The organism is Chryseobacterium sp. S90, from assembly GCF_047444895.1.
Classification (GTDB): domain Bacteria; phylum Bacteroidota; class Bacteroidia; order Flavobacteriales; family Weeksellaceae; genus Chryseobacterium.
The window spans coordinates 443,687-468,401 of record NZ_JBLGCX010000001.1 but is presented as its reverse complement, the minus strand read 5'-3'; the positions used below and the strand labels follow the sequence as shown (position 1 = coordinate 468,401).

The window sequence follows — 24,715 nt, the reverse complement described above, 5'->3', positions numbered from 1 at the left end:
ATACTTGAAAATAAAATTTTAACATATATTTATCATATAGTTGTAGTATAGTTATATCGTAATTAAAATATAAAATGTATATTTGTTGAAGAATTACTTAACCGAGTAAAAATCAGACGAATATGGGATTGGGATTATTTGAACAAAAAATGAGAATAAAGCAGTGGTCTGTTTTACTGATTGCATCTGCTTTTGTAGTGTCCTGTGGGTCATCGAAAAGTGTTTCCGGCAGTAAGAAATCAAATACAAAGACAGTTGCAAAATCTGAGAACCTCAGAAAACTGGATTCAAAATTTGACGGAAGTGTATCCAGATCAATTAATGATATTTTGAAGGACGCCGAAAAATACATCGGAACACCCTATAAATTCGGGGGAAATACATCATCAGGATTTGACTGTTCCGGATTTACCGTAAAAGTATTTGAAGAAAACGACTTCAACCTCCCAAGAAGATCTTCTGATCAGGCTGAAGCCGGAAAAAATATTGATATCAGAGACGTAAAACCTGGGGATCTTTTGTTTTTTGCCACAGCAGGAGGAAGCAGAGTATCTCATGTAGGAATTGTTCATGATATTGGGCCTGACGGAGAAGTGAAGTTTATCCATGCTTCTACCTCAAAAGGGGTGATTATTTCATCCCTGAACGAAAAATATTGGAATAAGGCCTACCTTCATGCCCAAAGAGTTCTGTAAAAAATCTTTTAAATGATAGAAAACCGGACCTTTGCCTTCATTAAAACAGATAAAAAGCTGGTCAAGCTTTTCTTCAAAGATATTATTATCATCAAGGGGCTCGGAAACTATGTGGAAGTTCATACCGTAGATCATAAAAGATATATTTACTACAAAACACTTAAAGATCTCATTGAAACCCTGCCGGACGAATTTATGCGGGTCCACAATTCATATATTGTCAATCTCACCAATATAGAATCTTTAGAAGACAATCACTTAATCTGCGGTGATTTAAAAATTACAGTCGCCAAAAGCTATAAAGAATGTCTGCAGACAGCTCTTGGTAACATGATGCTTTAAAATATTCTTTACATCAGAAAAGCATTCAACTACATCATATTTCCTGCCTTGTACATAAATAATTTTTGATTCATCTACTCATGTTTTAGTTTTACATAAAATTAAGATAATGAATAAAGAAAAAGCATTAGATTACATTCAAAATCATACGATTATCGGAATAAAAGCCGGACATCAAAGACCTGAATTTCTGGAAATATGGATGGTTGTAGTCCAAAACCGAATATTTGCAAGGTCGTGGGGACTTGCCGAAAAAAGCTGGTACAATACTTTTTTAGAAGATTCCACAGGAGAGATTCAATGTGGCGAAACAGTTTATTCTATAAAAGCTATGATTCCTGAAGATGTAAATGATCTTACTGAAGAAATTAATCAGGCATATCTGACAAAATATAACAGTGATCATAATATTCAATATTCGCGGGGAATTATTCAGGAAAAACATGTAGTAAAAACGATGGAGTTTATTATTTTGAAATAAATACATTTAAAATCTTGCGTAATCTCCTCAATCAGCGAGATCATAATGAGTGAAATATTCAATAGGAGCGGGCTTTAGCCCGTTCAATAAAATGGCAATCAATCAATTGGCTTTAGCCAAAACTTATAGTTATCTCGTTAGTCTTTACAAATCACCCCGTCAAAAATTCTTTGAATTTTCGCCACCCCTCCGGAGGGGGAAATTTTTACGTTTCCGTTTGTCATCTATCTGCCATTTATCATTGCAATAGCATTGCATCACGAAACTTAGCAAATTTGCCTAAAACTATTATCATATGGCAGATTTCATCAGATTTTTTATCCCTTTTTACTTTATTATTTTCTTTTTGGTCTCTTTTGTAGGTATCAGCTACAGAGTGGCTAAGCAAATAGGTAAAAATCCTAATGTTCTTCCCAAAGATGATTCGGCATATGGACTTGTCGGTTTTTATTTTAAGCTGGTTTTATTTGCTTTGTTTATCTATGTGATACTTCTTTTATTTTTTCCGAAAGATATTTTCCCTGCTTTTAAAATCAATGTTTTGGAATATAATCTCATTCAATACACAGGCTTAGTTTTAATGATGATGGCCTTGATTTGGGTTGTTATTGCCCAGTTACAAATGAAAAACTCATGGCGTATCGGGATTGACAGTACAACGAAAACAGATTTGGTAACCCATGGATTATTCAGATTTTCAAGAAACCCCATATTCCTGGGAATGACCATCAGTCTTATCGGATTTTGGCTTGTTTTTCCTACTGTCATTGCGCTTGCTTTTTTTCTGATAGGAAGTATTTTGATCCAGATCCAGATCAGGCTTGAAGAAGAGTATCTCCTAAAAGAACATGGGCAAATTTACCTGACCTACAAAATGAGGGTGAAGCGCATGTTGAGTCTTTATTAAAAGCATGATGTTAAAACCCGTTTTGCTGAACTTTTTTGTATCTTTGGCCGGTATAATTTTAAATAAGAAACATGTCGTTACAACAAACTATTGAAAATATCTGGGACAACAGAGATTTATTGCAGAATGAAGACAGCCAGAAGGCAATTAGAGAGGTTATTTCTTTGGTTGATAAAGGTGAACTTCGTACAGCAGAGCCTACTGAAAACGGATGGCAGGTAAATGAATGGGTGAAAAAAGCAGTAGTAATGTATTTTCCGATCCAGAAAATGGAAACTATTGAAGTAGGTCCGTTTGAATTTCATGACAAAATGCCTTTAAAGAGAAATTATGCTGAAAAAGGGGTGAGAGTTGTACCACATGCAGTGGCAAGAGAAGGAGCTTATATTGCTCCGGGAGTGATTTTGATGCCATCTTATGTAAATATTGGTGCTTATGTAGATTCAGGAACAATGGTAGATACATGGGCAACAGTAGGAAGCTGTGCACAGATCGGTAAAAATGTTCACCTGAGTGGTGGTGTAGGTATCGGTGGAGTATTGGAGCCGTTACAGGCAGCTCCGGTAATCATTGAAGATGACTGCTTCATCGGTTCAAGATGTATTGTTGTAGAAGGAGTTCACGTAGAAAAAGAAGCTGTACTGGGTGCAAACGTAGTATTGACAGCTTCTACAAAAATTATTGATGTAACAGGAGATACACCTATCGAAATCAAAGGAAGAGTTCCTGCACGTTCAGTAGTAATCCCTGGAAGCTATACAAAACAGTATCCTGCTGGAGAATACCAGGTTCCATGTGCTTTGATCATTGGTCAGAGAAAGGAATCTACAGATAAGAAAACATCTCTTAATGATGCATTGAGGGAGAATAATGTAGCTGTTTAAGATTAATACTTTAAACTAAAACTACAATCTTGAAAGAAAAATTTCTTAAAATATTATTAAACCCTAAATATATATTTGGGGTTTATCTTATTATATCCGTTGTTACAGCAATTTCCAAATATCTGAGAGGAGATTATGCGATCAATAACTATCTGATTTTTAAAAATGTATTTTTTAATACTGTCAATCAGAAAAACTTATTTATCCATTATCCCGATCTTTATTTTGATTTAAACCATTATGGCGTATTTTTCAGTGCATTGATTGCTCCGTTTGCCATGATGCCGGATTGGCTGGGAATTTCACTATGGAATATTGCCAATACTTTTATCTTCATTTATGGTATTTACAAACTGCCGTTTTCAGACAGTAAAAAAGCAATTTTCGGACTGCTTTGCCTTCAGGAATACATTACAGCAGCTTTAAGTTTACAGTTTAATGTAGCACTGACAGGTCTTTTACTCTTATCTGCAGTCTATATTTACGAAAGAAAAGAGGTAAAATCTGTAACGGCAATTTTAATAGGAATATTTGTGAAAATCTACGGAATTGTAGGATTGACACAGTTTTTCTTCATTAAAAATAAAGCGAAATTTATTCTTTCAGGAATTGCTGTTGCAGTATTGTTTTTCGTACTTCCAATGGCCTATTCAAGCCCGCAGTTTGTGATTCAGTGTTACTCAGACTGGTTTCAGTCTATTGTAGAAAAAAACAGTGAAAATCAGGTGTTGGGAAATATGCAGGACATCTCATTGATGGGCTTTGTAAGAAGAATTTTAGGAGATGCTTCTATTTCCAATCTTGTATTTTTAGCCGGCGGATTACCGCTTTTTGCTTTACCATATATCAGAATTAAGCAGTATAAGCACTATGCATTCCAATTGATGATTCTGGCTTCAACATTACTGTTTTTGGTATTGTTCAGTTCCAGTTCAGAATCTCCAACCTATATTATTGCAGTTGTAGGAGTGCTGATTTGGTTTTTCCTTCAGAAAGAAAGAACACCGCTTATTATAGGATTGCTTGTTTTCGTTATTATTTTCACATGTTTTTCCACTTCGGACCTATTCCCGAAATTTGTAAAAGAAAACTATATTATCAAATATTCATTAAAAGCTGTACCTTGTATTGTAATCTGGTTGAGAGTAACTTATGAACTTCTGACTAAAGATTTTGAGAAAAATTACAGCCTGAATTAATAAATATGAAGAAAATTTCAATTGTAATTCCTGCCTATAACGAAGAAGGAAATGTCGCAATGATCCATCAGAAAATTAAAGAAGTTTTTGATGGCTTACCTAATTACGACTTTGAAATCATATTTGTAAATGATGGCAGCAGAGACAATACACAACAAAAATTAGAAGAACTTTCCAACCAATACGATGAAGTGAAATTCATTGAGTTTTCGAGGAATTTTGGACATCAGCCCGCTGTGAAAGCAGGAATGGACAGTGCACAGGGAAATGCAGTTATTTCGATGGACGGAGATCTTCAGCATCCGCCGGAAATTATTCCTGAAATGATTCAGAAATGGGAAGAAGGCTATGATGTGGTTTTTACTTTCAGGACTTATCCTAAGGAGATATCCTTCTTTAAAAGAAAAACATCAGATTTGTTTTATAAACTTTTATCAAGCCTGTCAGACGTTAATTTAACGAAAGGAGGCGGCTCAGATTTCAGATTGCTGGATGCCAGAGCAGTTGATGTAATGAGAAACTTTAACGAAGATGACTTATTTCTCAGAGGCCTGACGAGTTGGATGGGGTTTAAACAGATTGGAATTGATTTTACCGCTGCAGAAAGACTTTCAGGAAAAAGCAGTTATAATCTTAAAAAAATGTTCACCTTTGCCTTTACGGGAATTACAGCTTTCAGTGTGAAACCATTATATTTGGCAGCTTATCTGGGCTTTTTATTCTCAGCACTTTCAGTAATCGGATATGGTGCTTATGTGGTTCATTCCTTTATTGCAAAAACGGAGATCTCAGGTTGGGCTTCATTGATTATGACGATTGTTTTCTTCGGAGGACTTCAGTTAATCATCCTCGGAATCATGGGGATTTATTTAGGTAAAATATTTAAACAGGTAAAAGACAGACCTAATTATATTATTAAAAACAAAAATTTTTAGAATGGTTTTATTGAGTTTTGATATTGAAGAATTTGATATGCCATTAGAATATAAGGGTGAAATTCCCTTTGAAAAGCAGATTTCAATTTCACAGACAGGATTAGAGAGAATACTCGATATCCTTAAAAAACATAATGCAAAAGCTACTTTTTTTTCTACCGTAGTTTTTGCAGAAAACAGCAGACATCTTATTGAAAGACTATTGAGCGAAGGTCATGAACTGGCTTCTCACACGTGGTTTCATTCAGAATTTGAAGACAAACACCTGAAAGAATCAAGAGAAAAACTGGAAGAATTATTTTCTACCAGAGTAACCGGATTGAGAATGCCGAGAATGATGCCCGTAGACGAAAAAGAAGTTGAAAGGGCAGGATATTCCTACAATTCATCCATCAATCCTACGTTTTTACCGGGAAGATATAATAATTTAAAAGTTTCCAGAACCTATTTCAAAGAAGGGGGTGTAATTCAGGTTCCAGCCTCGGTATCTCCTAACTTCAGAATTCCTTTGTTTTGGTTAAGTTTCCATAATTTTCCGCTGTTTTTGTATAAAAAACTGGCTTCAGATACCTTGAAAAAGGACAATTATCTTAATATTTATTTCCATCCATGGGAATTTGCAGAGATTAAAGATGAAGCCTTTAAACTTCCTGGATTTACGGTAAAAAACTCAGGAAAAGAAATGGTGGAAAGATTTGATTCGTTCGTAGGCTGGCTGAAAGCGAAAGGATATACATTCGGTACATTTCAGGAATTTCAAAAACAGATACAACGATGAAGATTGCTTTTGATGCAAAACGGTTTTTCCATAACACATCCGGATTGGGAAATTACTCAAGAGATCTGGTAAGAATACTTTCTGAGTATGAACCGGATAACGAGTATCTGCTGCTTAATAAAAATAAATCAGAGCGCGGAAAAGAGATCCTTGAGCGCCCGAATGTTCATTGTATTGAAACCTCAAAAGGAAATTTTTCACGCCAGCTGAAAATGGGTAAAGATGCCCAAAAGCAAGGAGCTGATATTTTCCATGGTTTATCCGGTGAACTTCCTTTAAAATGGGATTCAAAACCTATTAAAAAGGTGGTTACCATTCATGATCTTATCTTTGTAAGATATCCGCAGTATTACTCTTTTTTTGACAGGAGAATACATTTCTGGAAATTTAAAAAAGCAGCTGATATGGCCGACAAAATCATTGCTATTTCAGAACAGACCAAAAGAGATATTATTCAGTATTTAAAAGTTCCTGAGACTAAGATTGAAGTCATTTATCAAGGATGCCATCATGCTTTTAAAGAACAGCAGTCTCCTGAACTGATGCAGGCTGTAAAGGACAAATATAATCTTCCTGAAAGATTTATCCTCAACGTAGGAACCATCGAAGACCGTAAAAATCTTTTAAATGTCGTAAAAGCAATCAAGGGTACAGAAATTCCTCTTGTAGTAGTGGGAAGGAAGACCAAATATTATCAGAAAATAGAGAGTTTCCTTAAAAAAAACAAGATGGAAAAACAGGTGCTGTTTCTGGAGGGAGTTTCTATAGATGAATTGGCTGCGATCTATAAACTGGCAGATATTTTTGTCTATCCGAGTTTCTTTGAAGGCTTCGGAATTCCTGTGATTGAAGCACTTTTCTCCAAAACTGTTGTGGTTACAAGCAATACAAGCTGTCTGCCCGAAGCAGGAGGAAAAGACTCTGTTTATATCAATCCGGATAATGATCTTGATATTCGGGCTAAACTCAAATTTCTCTGGGAAAATGAATCTGAGAGAAAACGCCGTGAGGAAAAGGGTTTCGAGTTTGTTCAGAAATTTAATGACGAACCTATTGCAAAACAGTTGATGAATTTTTATCAAAAAATTATCTGAAAAAACTTTGCATTTTAAAAATAAATCCTACATTTGCATCATAATTCAATACAATGAAACCAACTTTTTTAGCATTACATCATTATCATCATCATCTCTGTTAGGCGGAATTGATTGATATAAGTATGTGCTAAAATCAAAAATAATTAAAACCGTCTGAGTAAATAGGCGGTTTTTTTGTTTCCTGAATTCTCCTCAGAAATTTCAATAGATCAGTTTTTATTTGCTCGGACCCAAAAAAGGCAAAATGAGTAAATTAAAAATTGCAATCCAAAAAAGCGGCCGGCTTTACGAAGAATCTCTACAGCTTCTCAAAGACTGCGGAATCTTCGTCAACAACGGGAAAGACCAGCTCAAAGTTTCAGTAGATAACTTTCCGATGGAAATCATGTACCTTCGGAATTCAGACATCCCGCAATACCTGGAAGATGGAGTGGTGGATGTTGCTATTCTAGGCGAAAATCTCCTGATTGAAAAAGGTAAAAATATAAAAACAATCCAAAAGCTTGGGTTTTCAAAATGCCGCGTTTCATTGGCCGTTCCCAAAGAAGTGGAAACCGATGAACTCTCTTATTTTCAAGGTAAAAAAATTGCCACTTCCTATCCAAATACTCTTAAAAACTTTTTAGAAAAAGAAGGAATCACTTCAGACATTCACGTCATTTCAGGTTCCGTAGAAATAGCTCCTAATATCGGTCTGGCAGACGGGATATGTGATATTGTCAGCTCCGGAAGCACATTGTTCAAAAATGGATTGCGCGAAACGGTTACTTTACTCAAATCCGAGGCAGTATTAGCTCAGACCCCACAATTATCCCTTGAAAAAGAAGCGATTGTGGAAAAATTTGTATTCAGAATTAAAGCTGTTTTAAAAGCAAAAAACTCAAAATATATTCTGATGAATGTTCCCAATGAAAAAATTCAGAAAGTATCAGAAGTTCTTCCTGTATTAAAAAGCCCTACAGTAATTCCGTTGGCAGAAGAAGGCTGGAGCAGCATTCATTCTGTAATTGATGAAGAGCGTTTCTGGGAAGTGATTGATGAACTTAAAGAAAATGGTGCCCAGGACATTTTAATCATTCCAATTGATAAAATGGTTATTTAAAATGTTGGTCAACGCAAAGACGCAAAAGAATAAAAATTAAGACTGTTGTAAGGCGCAAAGATTTTATCTGCGATAAAATTGAATACCATTCAAATACTTACATACTTGCTGAAAATCTTAGATTTTCTTGCGCCTTAAAAAATATCAGGATTAAAAAAACTTTGCGCCTTTGCGTAAAAAAAAATTAAAAGTCAACAGTGTAATAGTTTGTTAAAATTAAAAATAGTACAATGAATATATACAGATTTCCCACAAAAGACAACTGGAAAGACCTGGTAAAGCGCCCTGTTCTTGAGCAGAAAGAAATTTCAGGGCTCATCACAGAAATTTTTGCAGAAGTTGAAAAAAACGGAGATAAAGCTCTAATAGAGTTCAATAAAAAATTCGATAAAGCAGATACTCAAAGCATTTCGGTTTCCAAAGAAGAAATTGAAGATGCACAAAAGCAGGTAAAAGATGAACTGAAACAGGCGATTCAACAGGCAAAGGAGAATATTTCAATATTTCACGCATCACAAAAACAGGAGATTCAAAAAATCGAAACTACGAAAGGTGTTGTTTGCTGGCGCGAGAACCGTGCAGTTGAAAGAGTGGGTATTTATATTCCCGGAGGAACTGCTCCTTTATTTTCTACAGTGCTGATGCTTGCTGTTCCTGCAAACCTTGCAGGTTGTAAAGAAATCATTCTGTGTACACCTCCGGATAAAAATGGAAATGTCAATCCTGCGATCCTGTATGCGGCAGACCTTTGCGGAGTTTCAAAAATCTTTAAAACAGGTGGCGCCCAAGCTGTAGCTGCAATGACTTTAGGAACAGAAAGTATTCCTCAGGTTAATAAAATTTTCGGCCCGGGAAATCAGTTTGTCGTAGCCGCTAAAGAGTATGCTCAGCGTTTTGGGATTGCGATCGATATGCCTGCCGGTCCGAGTGAAGTTCTCGTGATAGCAGATGAACAGGCTGTTCCTGAATTTTGTGCCGCAGACCTCCTTTCACAGGCGGAACATGGTAGTGACAGCCAGGTTGTTTTTATTACGACTGATATTAAAGTTTTTAATGAAACAATCAGTGCTGTTGAGCAGCAAATCAAAGAATTACCAAGGAATGAATTTGCAGCTCAGGCCTTGGAAAACAGTTCTTTTATTTTGGTGAATACTTTGGAAGAAGCTCTTGAATTCAGTAATCTTTATGCTCCTGAGCACCTTATTCTGGCCATTGCCGATTTTGAAAAATATATCCCGGCAATTCAGAATGCAGGTTCAGTTTTCCTTGGAAATTATTCCTGTGAAAGTGCCGGAGATTACGCCAGTGGAACCAATCACACTCTTCCTACCAATGCATATGCAAAAAACTACAGCGGAGTTTCACTGGATAGTTTTGTGAAGAAAATAACCTTCCAGCATCTTTCAAAAGAAGGTCTCCGGAATTTAGGAAAAACAATAGAACTCATGGCAGAAGCAGAAGGCCTGTTTGCCCACAAAAATGCGGTATCCATAAGATTAAAATAATAAATGTTGGAAAACGCAAAGACGCAAAATAATATTGAAAAAAGCAAAAGGATTAAAAAACTTTGCGCCTTTGCGTTTAACAAAAAAGAATTGAACCATTAAGAAAATGAAGTTTTTAAGTAGAGTTAAGATTTTAATAGATTGGAATTCAGCTCACAGCTTAATAAAGATCTGAATATATTTTCTTCAATATCCTTAATAATTCAATTCATCTTAATGGTTTAAAAATAGTTTTAAATAAACAATACAATGAAAAATAACAGTATCAAGACTCTGGTAAGAGAAAATATAGTACAATTACAGCCCTACATCAGTTTCAGGGATCACAATGAATTTAATGCACCCGTTATGCTGGATGCGAATGAAAGTCCTTTTGGGGAATGCAACCGTTACCCGGATTCTACTCAGAAAGAGCTTAAAAACAGGCTTGCGGGTCTTAAAAAACTTTCACCCTCACAGATTGCCATAGGAAACGGAAGTGACGAGCTGATAGACCTTATCATTAAAATTTTCTGTGAGCCTAAAAAAGATGCCATTCTGATGATGAATCCGTCTTTTGCGATGTATGCTTTCTATGCAACTATTAATGAAAATAAAGTTTTGAAACTGGATCTGGATGAAAACTTTGAGATCATCAAAAGTGATTTCTTAAAAATTTCAGCAGATCCATCTCTTAAAATCTTCTTTTTATGTTCGCCTAACAATCCTACGGGAAATAGTGTTGATGATATTGAATTTTACCTTCAGAATTTCAAAGGAATTGTGGTGGTAGATGAAGCCTATATCGAATTCTCAGGAAAAAAATCAAGCCTGGAGCTTTTGGATCAATATTCTAACTTAATCGTACTGCAAACCTTTTCCAAAGCATGGGGAATTGCCGGAGCAAGGGTAGGTATGGCTTATGCATCTGAAGAAATTATCAGCCTTATTAATACGGTAAAAGCGCCTTATAACGTAAATGTATTGAGCCAGGAACTGATTTTAAAAACATTGGATGATGAAAGCAGACTTCAGGAAAACGTAAACCGCATTTTGGAAGAGAGAACATGGCTGAAGCAGCAGTTTGAAGGAATTACATGCATTTCAAAAGTATTTTCCACAGATGCGAACTTCTTTCTGATCAGAATGGAAAACGTGGACAATGTATATGGAAAAATGCTTGAAGAAGAGATTTTAACCAGCAGAAGAGATCCTGCCATTCCAGGATGTATCAGGATCAATGTGGGAAACCGTGAAGAAAATGAAAAATTAATTAATCTTTTAAAAAGTATCTGAAAATGAAAAAAGTACTCTTTATAGACCGTGACGGAACATTGATTATTGAACCGCCTACGGATTTTCAGGTTGATTCTCTGGAAAAGCTTGAGTTTTATCCGGGAGTCTTCCAATACCTTTCAAAAATTGCCAATGAACTGGATTATGAACTGGTAATGGTAACCAATCAGGATGGGCTGGGAACGGAGAGTTTTCCCGAAGAAAATTTTATAAAACCACAGGAGAAAATGCTGCAGGCATTTGAAAATGAAGGGATCATTTTTAGTGATATCTTAATTGATAAAAGTTTTGAACACGAAAATCTCCCGACAAGAAAACCAGGAATCGGAATGCTGGGGAAATACATCTATGGCAACTATGATCTTGAAAATTCTTATGTAATTGGTGATCGAAGTACTGATGTTCAATTAGCTGTAAACTTGGGTTCTAAAGCTATTTGTCTTAACAAAAACTTTAATGAAGAAGCAGAGCTGTCTACGACGAGATGGGCAGAGATTTATCAGTTCTTAAAATCAGGAATGAGGAAGGCAAAGGTATCCCGAAAAACCAATGAGACCGATATAGAAATTGAAGTTAATCTCGATGGAAACGGAAAATCAGATATTACAACAGGGCTTCACTTTTTTGATCACATGCTTGACCAGATCGCAAGACACGGGAATATGGATCTTAAGATTAAAGTTAATGGAGATCTTACTGTAGATGAGCACCACACGATAGAAGATACCGGGATTGTGCTGGGAGAGGCTATTGTAAAAGCTTTAGGAAAGAAAAAAGGGATTGAGAGATATGGATTCCTGCTTCCGATGGACGACTGTCTTTCTCAGGTGGCCATTGATTTTGGAGGAAGACCCTGGTTGGTTTGGGATGCTGAATTTAAAAGAGAAAAAATAGGAGATGTACCAACAGAAATGTTTTTTCACTTCTTTAAATCATTTACAGATTCCTCGAAATCCAATCTGAATATAAAAGCAGAAGGAGATAACGAACACCACAAGATTGAATCCATCTTTAAAGCCTTTGCTAAAGCCATTAAAATGGCAGTAAACCAATCAGATACTAATTACAGTTTGCCTTCTACAAAAGGAAGTTTATAAATATGATTGCCATAATAAAATACAACGGAGGAAACGTCAATTCTGTTCAGAATGCACTCAACAGGTTGAATATTGATTCTGTGATCACAGATGACCCTGAACAGATTTTAAAAGCTGATAAAGTGATCTTTCCCGGCGTTGGAGAGGCTTCTTCAACGATGAAACTGTTAAAGGAAAAAGAACTTGATCTTTTGATTCCTGGCCTTACACAGCCTGTTTTAGGAATATGCTTAGGAATGCAGCTGATGTGTAAAGGAAATGAAGAAGGAGATACCGAAGGAATGGGGATTTTTGATATCAATGTCAGAAAATTTCCGGCAAAGGATATTGTTCCGCATATGGGTTGGAATACGCTTTCAGAACAGACATCGCCATTATTTTCAGGGATAGAAAAGAATAATGATGTGTATTTTGTTCACAGCTATTATTGTGAGCTTTCAGACTTTACAACATCTGTTTGTGATTACATCCTGCCATTCAGTGCTTCTTTGCAGAAAGATAATTTCTATGCAGTGCAGTTTCACCCTGAAAAATCAGGAATAGTGGGAAATCAGATTGTCAGAAACTTTATAAATTTATAATGATGAAAATAATTCCGGCTATAGATATTATCGACGGGAAATGTGTCCGTCTGTCAAAAGGAGATTACAGTACAAAAAAAATATACAATGAAGATCCTGTAGAAGTGGCAAAAGAATTTGAAAGCTTTGGGATTCAATATCTTCATTTAGTGGATCTTGACGGGGCGAAATCGAAACATATTGTCAATCAAAAGGTTTTGGGAAATATCGCTGCTTCAACTTCACTGCATATTGATTTTGGAGGAGGGTTAAAAACTCAGGAAGATATTGAAACGGCTTTTAATTCCGGAGCAAAGCAGATTACTTTGGGCAGTATTGCTGTTCAGGACCCTGAATTCTGTTTCAAAATGCTGGAAAAATACGGTTCCGGGAAAATTATTCTGGGGGCAGACTGTGAAAACAGGAAGATTAAAACTTCCGGCTGGCTGGAAGAAAGCAATCATGATATTGTTGATTTTATTCTTCAGTATCAGGAAAAAGGAATGCAGACAGCAATATGTACCGATATTTCAAAGGATGGGATGCTGGAAGGCCCGTCCACAGGACTGTATATTGAGATTTTATATAAAACATCTGTTCAGCTCGTAGCAAGCGGAGGCATTTCAGGCATCGCTGATGTCTATAAAATGAAAGATATCGGCTGTGCCGGGACAATTATCGGAAAAGCAATTTATGAGGGTAAAATAAGCCTGCAACAACTTCAAAACTTTATTGAAAATGCTTAAGAAAAGAATCATTCCATGTCTGGATATTAAAGATGGATCTACAGTAAAGGGAGTCAATTTTGAAGACCTTAAAAATGCAGGCGATCCGGTTGAATTGGCCAAAAAGTATGAACAGGAAGGTGCTGATGAGCTTGTTTTTTTGGATATTACGGCAACTATTGAAGATAGAAAAACATTTGTAGAGCTGGTAAAAGATATTGCCAAAGAGCTTAGTATTCCTTTTACAGTAGGAGGTGGGATATCATCTGTAGAAGATGTCGGGAAGCTTTTGGAAGCGGGTGCAGACAAGATCAGCATCAACTCTTCGGCTGTAAAAAATCCGGCACTTATTTCTGATCTGGCTAAAGAATTCGGAAGCCAATGTGTTGTGGTAGCTATTGATACAAAGCAGGTTGGTGATCTTGATCTTGTGCATATCAAAGGAGGAAGAGAAGCCACTGAGCTTACTACTATAGAATGGGCACAGGAAGCAGCGCGTTTGGGAGCAGGAGAAATTCTGCTGACTTCGATGGATGGTGATGGCACTAAAAATGGGTTTGATCTCAGGGTCACAAAGCTGGTTTCTGAAGCGGTCAGTATTCCGGTGATTGCCTCAGGAGGAGCTGGTGCTGTAAATGATTTTGTTAAAGTATTTAATGAAACAAAGGCTACAGGAGCATTGGCAGCCAGTATATTCCATTTTAATGAAATAGGGATTCAGGATTTAAAACAACAGTTAAAAACTCAAAAAATTGAAGTACGATGAAAATAGATTTTAATAAAGATAACGGCCTTGTTCCGGTGGTCATTCAGGACAGCAGAACATTGCAGGTGCTGATGCTGGGCTACATGAATGAAGAAGCCTTTGAAAAAACAAAAAAAGAAGGCATTGTTACCTTTTTCAGCCGTTCCAAAAACAGATTGTGGACCAAAGGGGAAGAGTCAGGTAATTTTTTAACGGTAAAAAGTATTAATATAGACTGCGATCAGGATACCATTTTAATTAAAGCTGTTCCAAAAAATGTAGTTTGTCACACGGGAAGCTTCAGTTGTTTCGGTGAAAAAAATGCAAAAGGGTTTCTGTATGAGCTGGAAGAGAAAATATCTCAAAGAATAGATATGAAGACTGAAGACTCATATACTTACTCATTATATCAGAGAGGAATCAATAAAATGGCTCAAAAAGTAGGTGAGGAGGCCGTAGAGCTGGTAATAGAAGCGAAGGACAATAATGAAGACCTTTTTAAAAATGAAGCCGCAGATTTGCTGTATCACTTCTTGATTTTATTAAAAGCGAAAGGGTTTTCAATGGAAGAGATAGAGGAGATTCTTCAAAACAGAAATAAATAAAACCTTTGAATATTTGATAGGAAAAAGAAATTTGTACTTCTTCAAAATGAAAAAATGTTTTTAATTTTAAAAAATAGACTAATCTTTTAACTCATGACTCCCCTACAAAAAGCTAAAAATTTGATGGATGGAGGACAGTACATCCCAGCACTTACTATTTTAGAGACATTAAATGTTTTATCCTTAAAGTCTGAGAACTACAGGTTGTTATTCATGTCAAATTGTTGGTTTAATTTAGAAGAGTATGATTGGGCAATCGAAATTGCTGATAGATTACTGCAAAAAAATCCTAAAAATGAATTAGCTTCTCAAATTAAATATCTATCTTATTGTAAATTAAAAGACTATGACAGTGCTTTTGATGAAATAATAGGTTTTTTATCATATAATAAAGCAGATCATTATAAAATAACATTAGAAGAATTACTAACAGATATCAGAGCTGGATTTATTAATGATGAAGATATAATTTCTAAAATTAAAGAATTAGCATTACAAAATGACTGTTTAAAGTAAAATGAGGTACCTTGGAAATACAAAACAGCAGGAGAGTCCCCTGCTGTTTTCTTTATTCTGAATATGAAGATGTTTTATCTTTCAATCATGATATTTTTAACAAGAATCTGATCTCCTACTTTTAAAACTCCAATATACACTCCGTTTTGAAGGCTGGAAACATCAATCTTTCTTTCATTAGTTGTTTTCAGTATTGATCTTCCCATAGAATTACTGAGTTCAAAACTGAAGTTTGTTTCTTTAGAATCCGGGATTTCAATGTTGAGAACATTGCTGGCGGGATTGGGATAGATTTTTGCTGTTTCTAGAGCGTTTTTAGATGCTGGTTTGCTCAGTGTAGTGGAAGCTGTTGCAAAGTGCTGTAAAGCTCCCACAGTAGCCTTTCCAATATTATAAACATAGACAGGGTCCATATTGGTGAAAGTATCTTTGGAGCTGTGAGGATAAGTGCTTCTGATTCTTTCAAAAAATCCCGTAATCACTTCACCTTTCTGTTCAAAAGGAATATAATCTGTGTCTTCAGCCGGATCTACGGCAGTCTGAAGAGGAGAGTAGAGTGCTGTACAGTTTCTCAGCTGTTGAGTTACTGCTGCAGAAGCTGCATTATTGCTGGAAAGACCTCCCTGATCTTCATCACAATACACTGTATTATTGTTGTTTCCTTTTACTCCGCCTACCTGGTCAAGATTAAAGACCAGCTTTATATCTAATTTTCGTACACCTCCCTGATACACCACATTATTTACATAGTGACTGCTTCCTTTTAATCCTTGTTCTTCACCGGAAAAATGGATAAATTTGATGGAATACTCAGTCGGAACATTTCTTAGAATTCTTGCCGCTTCAAGGATAATAGAAGTTCCGCTTCCGTTATCATTCACTCCAGGGCCATAAATGGTGTCAAAATGCCCGCAGATAATAACATATTTGTTGGGATAGAGTGTTCCTGTTTTAGTTATAATCAGGTTTTTAGAACTGGTGCTTCCGAAAGTAAACGGACTTTCTACAATCTGGCTGGCAGTATAACCATAAGAAAGATACTTGTTTTTAATCCAGTTCAATGTATTGGTGTTGGCTACTGAACCTGTAGTTTTCACTCCTAAATTACTGAATTCCTGAAGATTTGTAGTAATGTTGGCCTGGGTAACCATATCCGCTCTGTCTTTATAAGCCTGGATAAAACTTTGCGCCCCTATACTCTGCATCATCAGTGCAGTGCATAAAACTGTTGTAAATTTTTTCATATATGATATTATTTTGGTAACACGAATGTAGTAAATAAATCACAAAGAAGTGTTTAATGTTTTAAAATAAAATGAAATTTTTACTATGTTATCAATAGATTTCGCATTGAAAGACGTTGATGTGTTGCAGATACTTAATATGTGCAGTTATCTGAAAAGTAAAAACCTTTGAACAGCTTCAAAGGTTTTATAATTTATGATATGCAATGCAAATTATCTTTCAATCATCACTTTTCTTACCACAGTCTGATCTCCAGCTTTTAAAATTCCAAGATAAGCGCCATTTTCCAATCCCGAAGCATTGATTTTTGTTTCATTTGTTTTCTTGAAAATAGATCTTCCCTGGAAATCGGTCACTTCAAAAGTAAAATTCTTAATTCCGGAATCAGGAAGTTCAATATTGATGATATCCTTTACCGGATTTGGATAAATTTTTACAGTTTCCAATGTATTTTTTACCACAGCTTCATGCGTACCCAATGTACCCGTAGCAACAGCAAAATGCTGAAGTGCCCCCACAGATGCTTTTCCTATATTATAAATGTACACGGGATCCGTATTGGCAAAAGTATCATTTACTGTATGCGGATATGTACTTCTGATTCTTTCAAAAAATCCTGTGATCACTTCGCCTTTCTGCTCAAAAGGAATATAATCTGTATCTTCAGCCGGATCTACAGCAGTCAGAAGAGGTGAATAAAGTGCTGTGCAGTTTCTTAATTCCTGAGTCACAACAGCAGAAGCGGCATTATTGGAGGTAAGCCCACCGAGATCCTGATCACAGTAAACTGTATTGTTGTTATTTCCCATCACACCGCCCACCTGATCCAGATTAAAGACAAGTTTGATATCCAAAACACGGTTACTTCCCTGATATGCTACCGTATTGGCATAATGAGTACTTCCCAGAAGTCCCTGTTCTTCTCCGGAAAAATGTATAAATTTTATAGAATATTCCGTTGGTACATCTTTCAGGATTCTGGCTGCTTCAAGAATAATAGAAGTTCCGCTTCCGTTATCATTGACTCCCGAACCGGTAATACTGTCGAAATGGCCGCAGATAATAACATATTTATTAGGATACACAGTTCCTGTCTTCGTAATCACCAGGTTTTTAGAATTATAACTTCCTGCAGTAAAAGGATCTTCTGCCATCTGGCTGGCAGTATACCCATAGGAAAGGTATTTGGTCTTAAGCCATTCAAGAGCGTTATTGTTTGCTGCTGTACCCGTTTTTTTTACTCCTAAATTGGCAAACTCCTGAAGGTAAGTTGTTATATTGGTCTGGGTTACCATATTCGCTCTGTCCTGATAAGCCTGAATGAAATTTTGAGCTCCAAGACTTTGCATGACGATGGAAGCCAGTAAAAAAGTAGCGATTTTCTTCATTTTATGATTGTAATACTGAAGTACAGATAAATCTAACATTCATCTGTATCTCAAGTCTGACATTATTTATTAATGATTATTTTCTTTGTTGTATTTCCTTTATCCGTTTTGATAGTAACCATATAAACTCCGTTTGTAAGACCGGATGTGTTTATTTTTTTTTCGTTTTCAGCATTTAAAACTATATTTCCTACCATGTCATTAATCTCAACTTTGAATGATGTTACTTCTTGCTGAAATTCTACCGTTATAAGATCTTTTGCAGGATTGGGATAAATTCTGATTTCTTCTGCTGGCTTCTGTGCTGTGGTCTCATGGGTGCTCAAAAGATTACTTGATGTTGTGGCAACGGCAAAATGCTGTAATGCTCCCACAGCCGCTTTTCCTACATTGAAAACATATACAGGGTCGATATTGGCATAGGTATCACTTACAGTGTGCTCATTATTACTTTTGATATACTCATAAAACCCTGTAATTGTATATCCTTTAGCTTCAAAAGGCATATAATCTGAGCTGTAAGCATAAGAAAGATTGGTTTGCAGAGGAGAGTAGAGGGTTGTACATGTCATCAATTCCTGAGTCATAGTATTAGATGCTGCGTTATTGGAAGACATTCCTCCTGTATCTCTTTCGCAGGTGATGGTATTGTTATTATTTCCTATAAGACCTCCAACTTGGTCAATATTTAAAACCAGCTTTATATCCAGAACTTTTGTACCTCCCTGGTATGCTACATTGTTTACATAATGATTACTTCCCACCAAACCTTGTTCTTCTCCGGAAAAATGGATAAACTTAATAGAATACTCTGTTGGAATATCTTTCAGAATTCTTGCCGCCTCAAGGATGATAGAAGTTCCACTGCCATTGTCGCTTACCCCAGGTCCTACGATGGTGTCGTAATGCCCGCAGATAATAACATATTTGTTAGGGTACAAAGTACCGGTTTTGGTGATGATCAGGTTTTTTGATGCATTGCCTCCATAGGTGAAAGCATCTTCAGAGAAATCATTGGCTGTATATCCATAAGACAGGTATTTGTTTTTTAGCCAGTCCAGCGCATTATTATTAGCTGTTGTCCCTGTTTTTTTTATTCCAAAGCCTGCAAATTCCTGAAGGTTGGTATTGATATTGGCTTGCGTGACCATATCAGCCCGGTTTTTATAAGCCTGAATAAAACTCTGTGCACCCATATTTTGCAGTGCAATGGAAGTCAGCAAAAAAACTGCAGCTCTTTTCATTTTGATATTTTATTTAGAGATTGTAAATATAGCAATAAATCATGATTTATTATTAATAATTAAATCTGTTTTAATGTAATTAATTAGTTTTTTAATAATAATATAACTTTTTATACAGTTTATTGTTATGTTAGGCTGATGTTCATTTAATGAATTGGTTTTAATGTATATTTTTCTGTTATTTTAAATATTTTATGTTGAAAATTCAGTATTCTACTTTATGATTAGATGAATTTTATTAATGATATATCAAATGCCTCTGAAATCTGAAGTAACTGAAACTGAATTTCAACTTGAAAACACACAGAATTGAAAAGTATAAAGCAAAAAAAATCCCGGGAAAAACCCGGGACTTATATTGATAACAAAATCTATTCTACATTATTTTACTTGATCTACAACAGCTTTGAAAGCTTCAGGGTGATTCATTGCTAAATCTGCTAAAACTTTTCTGTTAAGTTCGATGTTGTTCTTTTTAAGAGCTCCCATAAATTGAGAGTAAGACATTCCGTGCTCTCTGGTTCCCGCGTTGATACGAGTGATCCAAAGTGCTCTGAAGTTTCTCTTTTTCTCTTTTCTACCACGGTAAGCATATTGCATTGCTTTTTCTACCGCGTTTTTAGCTACAGTCCAAACGTTCTTTCTTCTACCGAAAAAACCTTTAGCTTGCTTAAAAATTTTCTTTCTGCGAGCTCTTGAAGCTACGGCATTTACTGATCTTGGCATAATTTAAATTGTTTTTTTGAAAAGGGCGGCAACTGATGTTACTCTTATTTGCACCGTTTCAGGGTTAAAATGTTGAATTTGTTTGAATTCTTATAAACCGAATATAGATTTATAAAAACTACTTAATTGCTAATTGACGTTGTACGCTTTTCTCGTCCACTTTAGCTACGTAAGAAGTAGTAGTAAGATTTCTCTTCTGCTTAGTTTCTTTCTTAGTTAAGATGTGGCTTTTGTAAGCGTTTTTTCTTTTGATCTTACCAGATCCGGTAAGAGCAAAACGTTTCTTAGCACCTGATTTCGTTTTTAATTTTGGCATTGTTCTGCTTTTTTATTGTTTTTGTTATCAATATCTGTTTTGGTTACTCCTAAAGACATTAGGAATAATAGTGCGCAAAGATACGAAAAAAATCAATTCAACGGGTTATAATCTTGATTTTATCATATCAATAAAAAACCGTTTCAAAGAAACGGTTAAGTAATAAGTCTAATTTTTAATTGAAATCCACCTCGAAGACATCATTTATATTTTGATTATTTCCTCCCAGAACAAATTTCATTCTGAATCCTGGAGTAATCAGTGTTCCGGACCTGGAGAAAAGCTGAAGCTTCATGTGCGGATCATTCACATAAAAGTTAACCGTTTTATTGGTGTTCCATAGAGGAATTCCATTTCTATAAATGACCATATTTCCGTCATTTTGTGCAATAAGTTGCGTTATACCGCCAAGGGCAGAATAAGAGTTGGAACTCCATAATGCAGAAGTGTGCCCAAATCTTGTCATATATAGCACCAGATTATTATCAGGCTGCATGATGAGTTGATATTTTCTGTCGTTTTGCACCAAAGTAATGGCTTCCCCTGCATTTAATACCGAAGGATTATATACTTCCTGTAAGAGTTCTACAGTCGTAAGATTTCCAATGCGGGAAGTGTTATTTTTTTGTACACCAATCTTCTTTTCGGCAGGCATTGTATTATCACGATTTTCGTCCTGAGCACAAGATGCTAATAGCATCGAAAGACTTAAAAAAGTCAATAATTTTAATTTCATAGGTTATTTTTTGACGAGGCAAATATAATAGTTTTCTAATATAATTCACATATTAAAGAATTTAATATTTAATGTAAATGTTTATTTACGGTATTTTTTAATTTTATTTAACACACTATTTAGTGTTTATTTGTAAAACAATCATAATAGAACAGATTGTAGTTTTATAATATAATAGTGTGATGGAATTATGATTGACAAAATGTAAATAAATAATACATCATTAATATTTTAAAAGTATAGAGGAATATAAACCTCAGTATTATTTGAAATTTGCAGATAATATATTTGGTAACCTTTGAAAGGTGATATCTACTTTAAAATATAGCTGATAATCGGGATTGCAGTGTTCTTCAATTCTCTCTAATATTGCTGAATACGATGAATAAGATTTCATTATAAACTAAATTATATTATGCTGTCATCTGCAGATTTACACCTGGAAAGAGCGTTGTTTATTGCTGTTTTGATTCTGTTTTTCGGAACAGGATTTTTATGTACGCTCATCATTTTTATTATCAATTCTATACTAAAGAAAAATAAAACGGGACGATATTATATCTTCGGATTTCTTATTTCCGGGCTTATTGGAGTAGTCTTAACCGCATTTTATTGTTATATGATACTATTTGAACAGGCTGAAGTCTACAGGCCTTAAAAAATGTGATGGAGTATATTCTAAAAAAATAAATAAACTAAAAACCACTGTTATCAGGGATATTTTCATGCAACCCCTTTTATTACCTTTAATCCGGAAAAATATTAAACTAATCCGATGAAGAACCTCGTGATTTAAAGTCATTCACATTTACTTATATAAATATTTTTATAACTTTTATAGCTTTCTTTTTCACGCCCAATTAACAAATAAATTCTTATTTCGAGCAAACACTAAAACGAATGGGTAAAAACACTAGCCAAATAAAATTGAGTGAAGAAGAAGCTGTAAAAGTAATAGGGCTGAGTATCTTTTGGTAACGTACACCAGCTGCAAGAATACTTAATAACAAATTACAGATGACAGCTTCACAAAATACTAATATTTAATTTCAATAACAATCCCTGTAACCGGAAAACGTTTTACTGCTTTCCGACGGATAAAATTTAATGAATGGCACACCGGATTTATTTATATAATTACGATCAAAAATCGAATCAGACATTCGATACCTATCTGGGCGAGTGGAACTACGAAATTCCATTATTGCTGTATCCTCTGCTGGCAGAAGACATCAAAGTGGAAGGCGTTGAGTTTTTTTCAGATAAAAACCAGGGAATTGTTCAGTTGCGTTACTTTTTCAACCTGCTGGCAGATACTTACCAGCTGCATTACAAGAAAGCTTACTACGAGCCTGTTAATAAAATGTTTGAGTTCCTGGAAGCTTTGCCTTATGACTCTTTTGTATTGAATGCAACGGATGTTTTCAATATGAACGAAGAAAAGCATAAGGTACAGGCAAAGGAATGGCTGGTGGAAATTCAACAGAAAAGCAAACTCTATAAAAAGGCTGTAAAAACTCAAAATCTTTCGTTGCTGGATTCCCTGTTCTCGCAGACAGGATATTCCTCATTTCTCGAAATTTTACAAACCGACTGGATTGATTACGGATTGGGCTATTTTGAGGAACTTGCTTATAAAAAAGCCGCATCCTCCATATTTGAAGAAGATAGAAAATTTGGCTTGAAGGATATAAAAGGGAATATTTTAGCCCCAGCCATTTATGATGATATTTTTGAAGCAGACTATAATTACAGTATATCTGTGATTCAAAAAGATAGTTTATTCGGTTATCTGCAAAGTAACGGAAAAGAATGGGTTTCTCCGGTGTATGAAGAAGCCTTTGATGTATTTGATTTTGCGCAGGAGCCTTTAGGCGAAGTAAAAGTGAATGGAAAATCAGGAATTTTAAAAATCTATTCAAACACCTGGATGGTTCCTCCCGGCTATGATGCTATTGAAAGAGTAGCCTATGGATTATTAGGCGTAGAGAATAACGGGAAGTTTGGAATTTACAGTGATGAAAATGGACTTATTATCCCTATAGAAAGCGAAAGCCCTTATGAATACGATTATTTTCCCGAGTTGTTTTTCACCAAACAAAAAGGAACCGGCAAGCGTAAATATTATACGAAAGAAGGAAACTATCTGGGTGATTTTTTAGAAGGAAGTATCGTAAAAACAAGTACCTGTTTCTGGATTAAACCAAACAAATTTGATAAAAAAGGAAAATTAATAGATGAAAAAGGAAACCTTATCATTGACGAAGCAGATCAGCTGATTTTAATTGATAATTTTGAAACTCTTGCTGTTCGTAAAGATAAAAACTGGCAGATGTATCACACTTTAAAACATCAGTTTCTTTTAGAAAATGAATCTATTATTAAGGTAAAGGCACAATCCAATGCCGGATACAAAAACAATGTCTTTATTCTGGAAACCCAAACAGGATCAGGACTTTTTGATGCAGACAATGAAAGTTGGTTAATCGTTCCCCAATCGGAAATTAAACAAATTCATTATGTGGAAAATGGATTTTTATCTATTCAAAAAAATGAAGGGTATCAATTGTTTGATTTTGAGAATGGTCTGTCAGCCCAATTATACAATTATATTTCCAATCCTTTGAATTATAGAACAGAAGAAGGTCTGTTGTTTCTGTATCAGGATGAAAATATGTTTAGAATGGATGAAGACAGAAGTATTCATAGGGTAGAGGTTTCCGAATATGGAGCCATTTATCTGGACCGGTATTCGTTCCGGGGAAAAGATTTGGAATACTTTACTTCCTTTTATAACCGTTGGAAAAGTCAGGCAGGTAAAAGCGCCGAACAGTTCATGGAAGTCGGAACCATTAAAAAAATGGCTTTTGACGCAAAAGAAAATCAAAATTACCATGAAGCCCTTCGTTTGTTTGAATTATCTGCTCAAAAAGGTGACACAGACAGCCTGGTAGAAATAGGAATACTGCTTACCGATCCTGAAATAGAATCACTGTTTGATCCACAAAAAGGAATCTTCTGTTACGAAAAAGCAGCACAACAAAACCATCCTGTAGCCTGGAACAATATCGGGGCTTTGTATCACAACGGAATAGGGTATTCTTTTAACATCAAAAAAGCAATTCAGGCATACGGAAAAAGTGCTGAGCTTGGTGACGAAATGGCACTTGTCAACCTGGGTGATTTGTATTATTTTGGAGAACATGTGCTTCAGGATTACAATAAAGCCTTGGATTTTTATCAGAAAGCCGAAAAAAAATACTCCTATAATTACGATAAAATTTCAGAAATCTATTACCAGTTCAGAGATTATAAAAACCTTTTGGTATACTTAAAGAAAGACTATGATCAGTCATATTCAGGTATTTATTATGGTATTATCTACGAACTCGGTATGGGTGTAAAAACAGATGTGAAGAAAGCCATTAAGTACTTTGAACAGGCCAATGCTTACAGTGCCTACGAATATGCTACTCAACGTTTACTGCATTACTATGGTGAAGATCCGGCCTTTAAAAACGAAAAGAAATTTCAGAAATGGAGATCTTTTGCCGAAAGACATGGTTTCGAGATAGATTAGCAGGGATTTACCTATATTTACGTTCCTTAATG

General features: G+C 35.4%; 26 protein-coding genes. 20 read left to right on the top strand and 6 right to left on the bottom strand.

Annotated features, from left to right (window positions below; all coding sequences use genetic code 11):
- Positions 1–122: 122 nt before the first annotated feature.
- The 18 genes from ACLMCG_RS02275 (at position 123) to ACLMCG_RS02190 (ending at position 15,448) form a co-directional block, all read left to right on the top strand.
- The gene (locus ACLMCG_RS02275; protein WP_223598684.1) at positions 123–695 is read left to right on the top strand and encodes a C40 family peptidase; all 573 of its coding nucleotides are present in this window, start codon (positions 123–125) and stop codon (positions 693–695) included.
- A gap of 12 nt (positions 696–707) precedes the next feature.
- A complete protein-coding gene (locus ACLMCG_RS02270) occupies positions 708–1,037 on the top strand; it encodes a LytR/AlgR family response regulator transcription factor (RefSeq protein WP_413958633.1) in 330 nt (109 codons plus the stop codon).
- Positions 1,038–1,146: 109 nt separating this feature from the next.
- Positions 1,147–1,518, top strand: coding sequence for a DUF2255 family protein (locus ACLMCG_RS02265; RefSeq protein WP_413958632.1), 372 nt, complete (start codon positions 1,147–1,149; stop codon positions 1,516–1,518).
- A gap of 295 nt (positions 1,519–1,813) precedes the next feature.
- Positions 1,814–2,425 (top strand): methyltransferase family protein, encoded by a 612-nt coding sequence (locus ACLMCG_RS02260; RefSeq protein ID WP_413958631.1) that lies wholly within the window; start codon positions 1,814–1,816, stop codon positions 2,423–2,425.
- A 71-nt stretch (positions 2,426–2,496) separates the two neighbouring features.
- The gene (locus ACLMCG_RS02255; RefSeq protein ID WP_223598680.1) at positions 2,497–3,309 is read left to right on the top strand and encodes a 2,3,4,5-tetrahydropyridine-2,6-dicarboxylate N-succinyltransferase; all 813 of its coding nucleotides are present in this window, start codon (positions 2,497–2,499) and stop codon (positions 3,307–3,309) included.
- Positions 3,310–3,338: 29 nt separating this feature from the next.
- A complete protein-coding gene (locus ACLMCG_RS02250; RefSeq protein ID WP_413958630.1) occupies positions 3,339–4,508 on the top strand; it encodes a glycosyltransferase family 87 protein in 1,170 nt (389 codons plus the stop codon).
- Between the two features lie 5 nt (positions 4,509–4,513).
- The gene (locus ACLMCG_RS02245) at positions 4,514–5,443 is read left to right on the top strand and encodes a glycosyltransferase family 2 protein (protein ID WP_413958629.1); all 930 of its coding nucleotides are present in this window, start codon (positions 4,514–4,516) and stop codon (positions 5,441–5,443) included.
- A gap of 1 nt (position 5,444) precedes the next feature.
- Positions 5,445–6,221, top strand: coding sequence for a polysaccharide deacetylase family protein (locus tag ACLMCG_RS02240; RefSeq protein ID WP_413958628.1), 777 nt, complete (start codon positions 5,445–5,447; stop codon positions 6,219–6,221).
- On the top strand, positions 6,218–7,315 hold the full coding sequence (locus ACLMCG_RS02235; RefSeq protein WP_413958627.1) for a glycosyltransferase family 4 protein: 1,098 nt from the start codon (positions 6,218–6,220) through the stop codon (positions 7,313–7,315). The genes ACLMCG_RS02240 and ACLMCG_RS02235 overlap by 4 nt, the downstream gene beginning before the upstream one ends.
- Positions 7,316–7,562: 247 nt before the next feature.
- Positions 7,563–8,420, top strand: a complete 858-nt coding sequence (hisG, locus tag ACLMCG_RS02230; RefSeq protein ID WP_413958626.1) for an ATP phosphoribosyltransferase — start codon at positions 7,563–7,565, stop codon at positions 8,418–8,420.
- Positions 8,421–8,650: 230 nt separating this feature from the next.
- Positions 8,651–9,925: a histidinol dehydrogenase gene (hisD, locus tag ACLMCG_RS02225; RefSeq protein WP_413958625.1), complete on the top strand. Its 1,275-nt coding sequence runs from the start codon at positions 8,651–8,653 to the stop codon at positions 9,923–9,925.
- Between the two features lie 249 nt (positions 9,926–10,174).
- Entirely contained in the window at positions 10,175–11,200 is a 1,026-nt protein-coding gene (hisC, locus tag ACLMCG_RS02220) for a histidinol-phosphate transaminase (RefSeq protein ID WP_413958624.1), read from the top strand.
- A gap of 2 nt (positions 11,201–11,202) precedes the next feature.
- Positions 11,203–12,297, top strand: a complete 1,095-nt coding sequence (gene hisB / locus ACLMCG_RS02215; protein WP_413958623.1) for a bifunctional histidinol-phosphatase/imidazoleglycerol-phosphate dehydratase HisB — start codon at positions 11,203–11,205, stop codon at positions 12,295–12,297.
- Positions 12,298–12,299: 2 nt separating this feature from the next.
- Positions 12,300–12,878: an imidazole glycerol phosphate synthase subunit HisH gene (gene hisH, locus ACLMCG_RS02210; protein ID WP_413958622.1), complete on the top strand. Its 579-nt coding sequence runs from the start codon at positions 12,300–12,302 to the stop codon at positions 12,876–12,878.
- A gap of 2 nt (positions 12,879–12,880) precedes the next feature.
- Positions 12,881–13,603 carry a 1-(5-phosphoribosyl)-5-[(5-phosphoribosylamino)methylideneamino]imidazole-4-carboxamide isomerase gene (hisA, locus tag ACLMCG_RS02205; protein WP_413959407.1) on the top strand — a complete coding sequence of 241 codons (723 nt, stop codon included), beginning with the start codon at positions 12,881–12,883 and terminating at the stop codon, positions 13,601–13,603.
- Positions 13,596–14,348: an imidazole glycerol phosphate synthase subunit HisF gene (gene hisF / locus ACLMCG_RS02200; protein WP_413958621.1), complete on the top strand. Its 753-nt coding sequence runs from the start codon at positions 13,596–13,598 to the stop codon at positions 14,346–14,348. Before hisA ends, hisF begins: the two co-directional genes overlap by 8 nt.
- The gene (gene hisIE, locus ACLMCG_RS02195) at positions 14,345–14,932 is read left to right on the top strand and encodes a bifunctional phosphoribosyl-AMP cyclohydrolase/phosphoribosyl-ATP diphosphatase HisIE (protein WP_413958620.1); all 588 of its coding nucleotides are present in this window, start codon (positions 14,345–14,347) and stop codon (positions 14,930–14,932) included. Before hisF ends, hisIE begins: the two co-directional genes overlap by 4 nt.
- Before the next feature lie 93 nt (positions 14,933–15,025).
- On the top strand, positions 15,026–15,448 hold the full coding sequence (locus tag ACLMCG_RS02190) for a hypothetical protein (protein WP_413958619.1): 423 nt from the start codon (positions 15,026–15,028) through the stop codon (positions 15,446–15,448).
- Between the two features lie 74 nt (positions 15,449–15,522).
- On the opposite strand, the gene ACLMCG_RS02185 is transcribed toward ACLMCG_RS02190, so the two are convergent.
- The 6 genes from ACLMCG_RS02185 to ACLMCG_RS02160 form a co-directional block, all read right to left on the bottom strand.
- Positions 15,523–16,692, bottom strand: a complete 1,170-nt coding sequence (locus tag ACLMCG_RS02185; protein WP_413958618.1) for a M28 family peptidase — start codon at positions 16,690–16,692, stop codon at positions 15,523–15,525.
- 213 nt (positions 16,693–16,905) lie between these two features.
- A complete protein-coding gene (locus ACLMCG_RS02180; protein ID WP_414136854.1) occupies positions 16,906–18,081 on the bottom strand; it encodes a M28 family peptidase in 1,176 nt (391 codons plus the stop codon).
- Between the two features lie 62 nt (positions 18,082–18,143).
- A complete protein-coding gene (locus tag ACLMCG_RS02175) occupies positions 18,144–19,325 on the bottom strand; it encodes a M28 family peptidase (RefSeq protein WP_413958616.1) in 1,182 nt (393 codons plus the stop codon).
- A 381-nt stretch (positions 19,326–19,706) separates the two neighbouring features.
- Positions 19,707–20,051, bottom strand: a complete 345-nt coding sequence (gene rplT / locus ACLMCG_RS02170; protein WP_034694451.1) for a 50S ribosomal protein L20 — start codon at positions 20,049–20,051, stop codon at positions 19,707–19,709.
- A gap of 118 nt (positions 20,052–20,169) precedes the next feature.
- A complete protein-coding gene (rpmI, locus tag ACLMCG_RS02165) occupies positions 20,170–20,367 on the bottom strand; it encodes a 50S ribosomal protein L35 (RefSeq protein WP_002979658.1) in 198 nt (65 codons plus the stop codon).
- A gap of 175 nt (positions 20,368–20,542) precedes the next feature.
- Complete coding sequence (locus tag ACLMCG_RS02160; protein WP_413958615.1) at positions 20,543–21,103, bottom strand: hypothetical protein; 561 nt, start codon at positions 21,101–21,103, stop codon at positions 20,543–20,545.
- Between the two features lie 415 nt (positions 21,104–21,518).
- On the opposite strand from ACLMCG_RS02160, the gene ACLMCG_RS02155 reads away from it, so the two are divergent.
- Complete coding sequence (locus ACLMCG_RS02155) at positions 21,519–21,761, top strand: hypothetical protein (protein WP_413958614.1); 243 nt, start codon at positions 21,519–21,521, stop codon at positions 21,759–21,761.
- Positions 21,762–22,214: 453 nt separating this feature from the next.
- The gene (locus ACLMCG_RS02150; protein WP_413958613.1) at positions 22,215–24,683 is read left to right on the top strand and encodes a tetratricopeptide repeat protein; all 2,469 of its coding nucleotides are present in this window, start codon (positions 22,215–22,217) and stop codon (positions 24,681–24,683) included.
- Positions 24,684–24,715: the final 32 nt, after the last annotated feature.

Excerpts from the sequence above, each read along its gene's own strand:
- ACLMCG_RS02270 (WP_413958633.1), top strand. The coding sequence starts at position 708 with ATGATAGAAAACCGGACCTTTGCCTTCATTAAAACAGATAAAAAGCTG.
- rplT (WP_034694451.1), bottom strand. The coding sequence starts at position 20,051 with ATGCCAAGATCAGTAAATGCCGTAGCTTCAAGAGCTCGCAGAAAGAAA.
- rpmI (WP_002979658.1), bottom strand. The coding sequence starts at position 20,367 with ATGCCAAAATTAAAAACGAAATCAGGTGCTAAGAAACGTTTTGCTCTT.
- hisG (WP_413958626.1), top strand. The coding sequence starts at position 7,563 with ATGAGTAAATTAAAAATTGCAATCCAAAAAAGCGGCCGGCTTTACGAA.
- hisA (WP_413959407.1), top strand. The coding sequence starts at position 12,881 with ATGAAAATAATTCCGGCTATAGATATTATCGACGGGAAATGTGTCCGT.
- hisH (WP_413958622.1), top strand. The coding sequence starts at position 12,300 with ATGATTGCCATAATAAAATACAACGGAGGAAACGTCAATTCTGTTCAG.
- ACLMCG_RS02150 (WP_413958613.1), top strand. The coding sequence starts at position 22,215 with ATGGCACACCGGATTTATTTATATAATTACGATCAAAAATCGAATCAG.
- ACLMCG_RS02180 (WP_414136854.1), bottom strand. The coding sequence starts at position 18,081 with ATGAAGAAAATCGCTACTTTTTTACTGGCTTCCATCGTCATGCAAAGT.
- ACLMCG_RS02155 (WP_413958614.1), top strand. The coding sequence starts at position 21,519 with ATGCTGTCATCTGCAGATTTACACCTGGAAAGAGCGTTGTTTATTGCT.
- ACLMCG_RS02190 (WP_413958619.1), top strand. The coding sequence starts at position 15,026 with ATGACTCCCCTACAAAAAGCTAAAAATTTGATGGATGGAGGACAGTAC.
- ACLMCG_RS02160 (WP_413958615.1), bottom strand. The coding sequence starts at position 21,103 with ATGAAATTAAAATTATTGACTTTTTTAAGTCTTTCGATGCTATTAGCA.
- ACLMCG_RS02260 (WP_413958631.1), top strand. The coding sequence starts at position 1,814 with ATGGCAGATTTCATCAGATTTTTTATCCCTTTTTACTTTATTATTTTC.
- hisIE (WP_413958620.1), top strand. The coding sequence starts at position 14,345 with ATGAAAATAGATTTTAATAAAGATAACGGCCTTGTTCCGGTGGTCATT.
- ACLMCG_RS02255 (WP_223598680.1), top strand. The coding sequence starts at position 2,497 with ATGTCGTTACAACAAACTATTGAAAATATCTGGGACAACAGAGATTTA.
- ACLMCG_RS02275 (WP_223598684.1), top strand. The coding sequence starts at position 123 with ATGGGATTGGGATTATTTGAACAAAAAATGAGAATAAAGCAGTGGTCT.
- hisF (WP_413958621.1), top strand. The coding sequence starts at position 13,596 with ATGCTTAAGAAAAGAATCATTCCATGTCTGGATATTAAAGATGGATCT.
- ACLMCG_RS02245 (WP_413958629.1), top strand. The coding sequence starts at position 4,514 with ATGAAGAAAATTTCAATTGTAATTCCTGCCTATAACGAAGAAGGAAAT.
- ACLMCG_RS02240 (WP_413958628.1), top strand. The coding sequence starts at position 5,445 with ATGGTTTTATTGAGTTTTGATATTGAAGAATTTGATATGCCATTAGAA.
- ACLMCG_RS02235 (WP_413958627.1), top strand. The coding sequence starts at position 6,218 with ATGAAGATTGCTTTTGATGCAAAACGGTTTTTCCATAACACATCCGGA.
- hisD (WP_413958625.1), top strand. The coding sequence starts at position 8,651 with ATGAATATATACAGATTTCCCACAAAAGACAACTGGAAAGACCTGGTA.
- ACLMCG_RS02175 (WP_413958616.1), bottom strand. The coding sequence starts at position 19,325 with ATGAAAAGAGCTGCAGTTTTTTTGCTGACTTCCATTGCACTGCAAAAT.
- hisB (WP_413958623.1), top strand. The coding sequence starts at position 11,203 with ATGAAAAAAGTACTCTTTATAGACCGTGACGGAACATTGATTATTGAA.
- ACLMCG_RS02185 (WP_413958618.1), bottom strand. The coding sequence starts at position 16,692 with ATGAAAAAATTTACAACAGTTTTATGCACTGCACTGATGATGCAGAGT.
- hisC (WP_413958624.1), top strand. The coding sequence starts at position 10,175 with ATGAAAAATAACAGTATCAAGACTCTGGTAAGAGAAAATATAGTACAA.
- ACLMCG_RS02265 (WP_413958632.1), top strand. The coding sequence starts at position 1,147 with ATGAATAAAGAAAAAGCATTAGATTACATTCAAAATCATACGATTATC.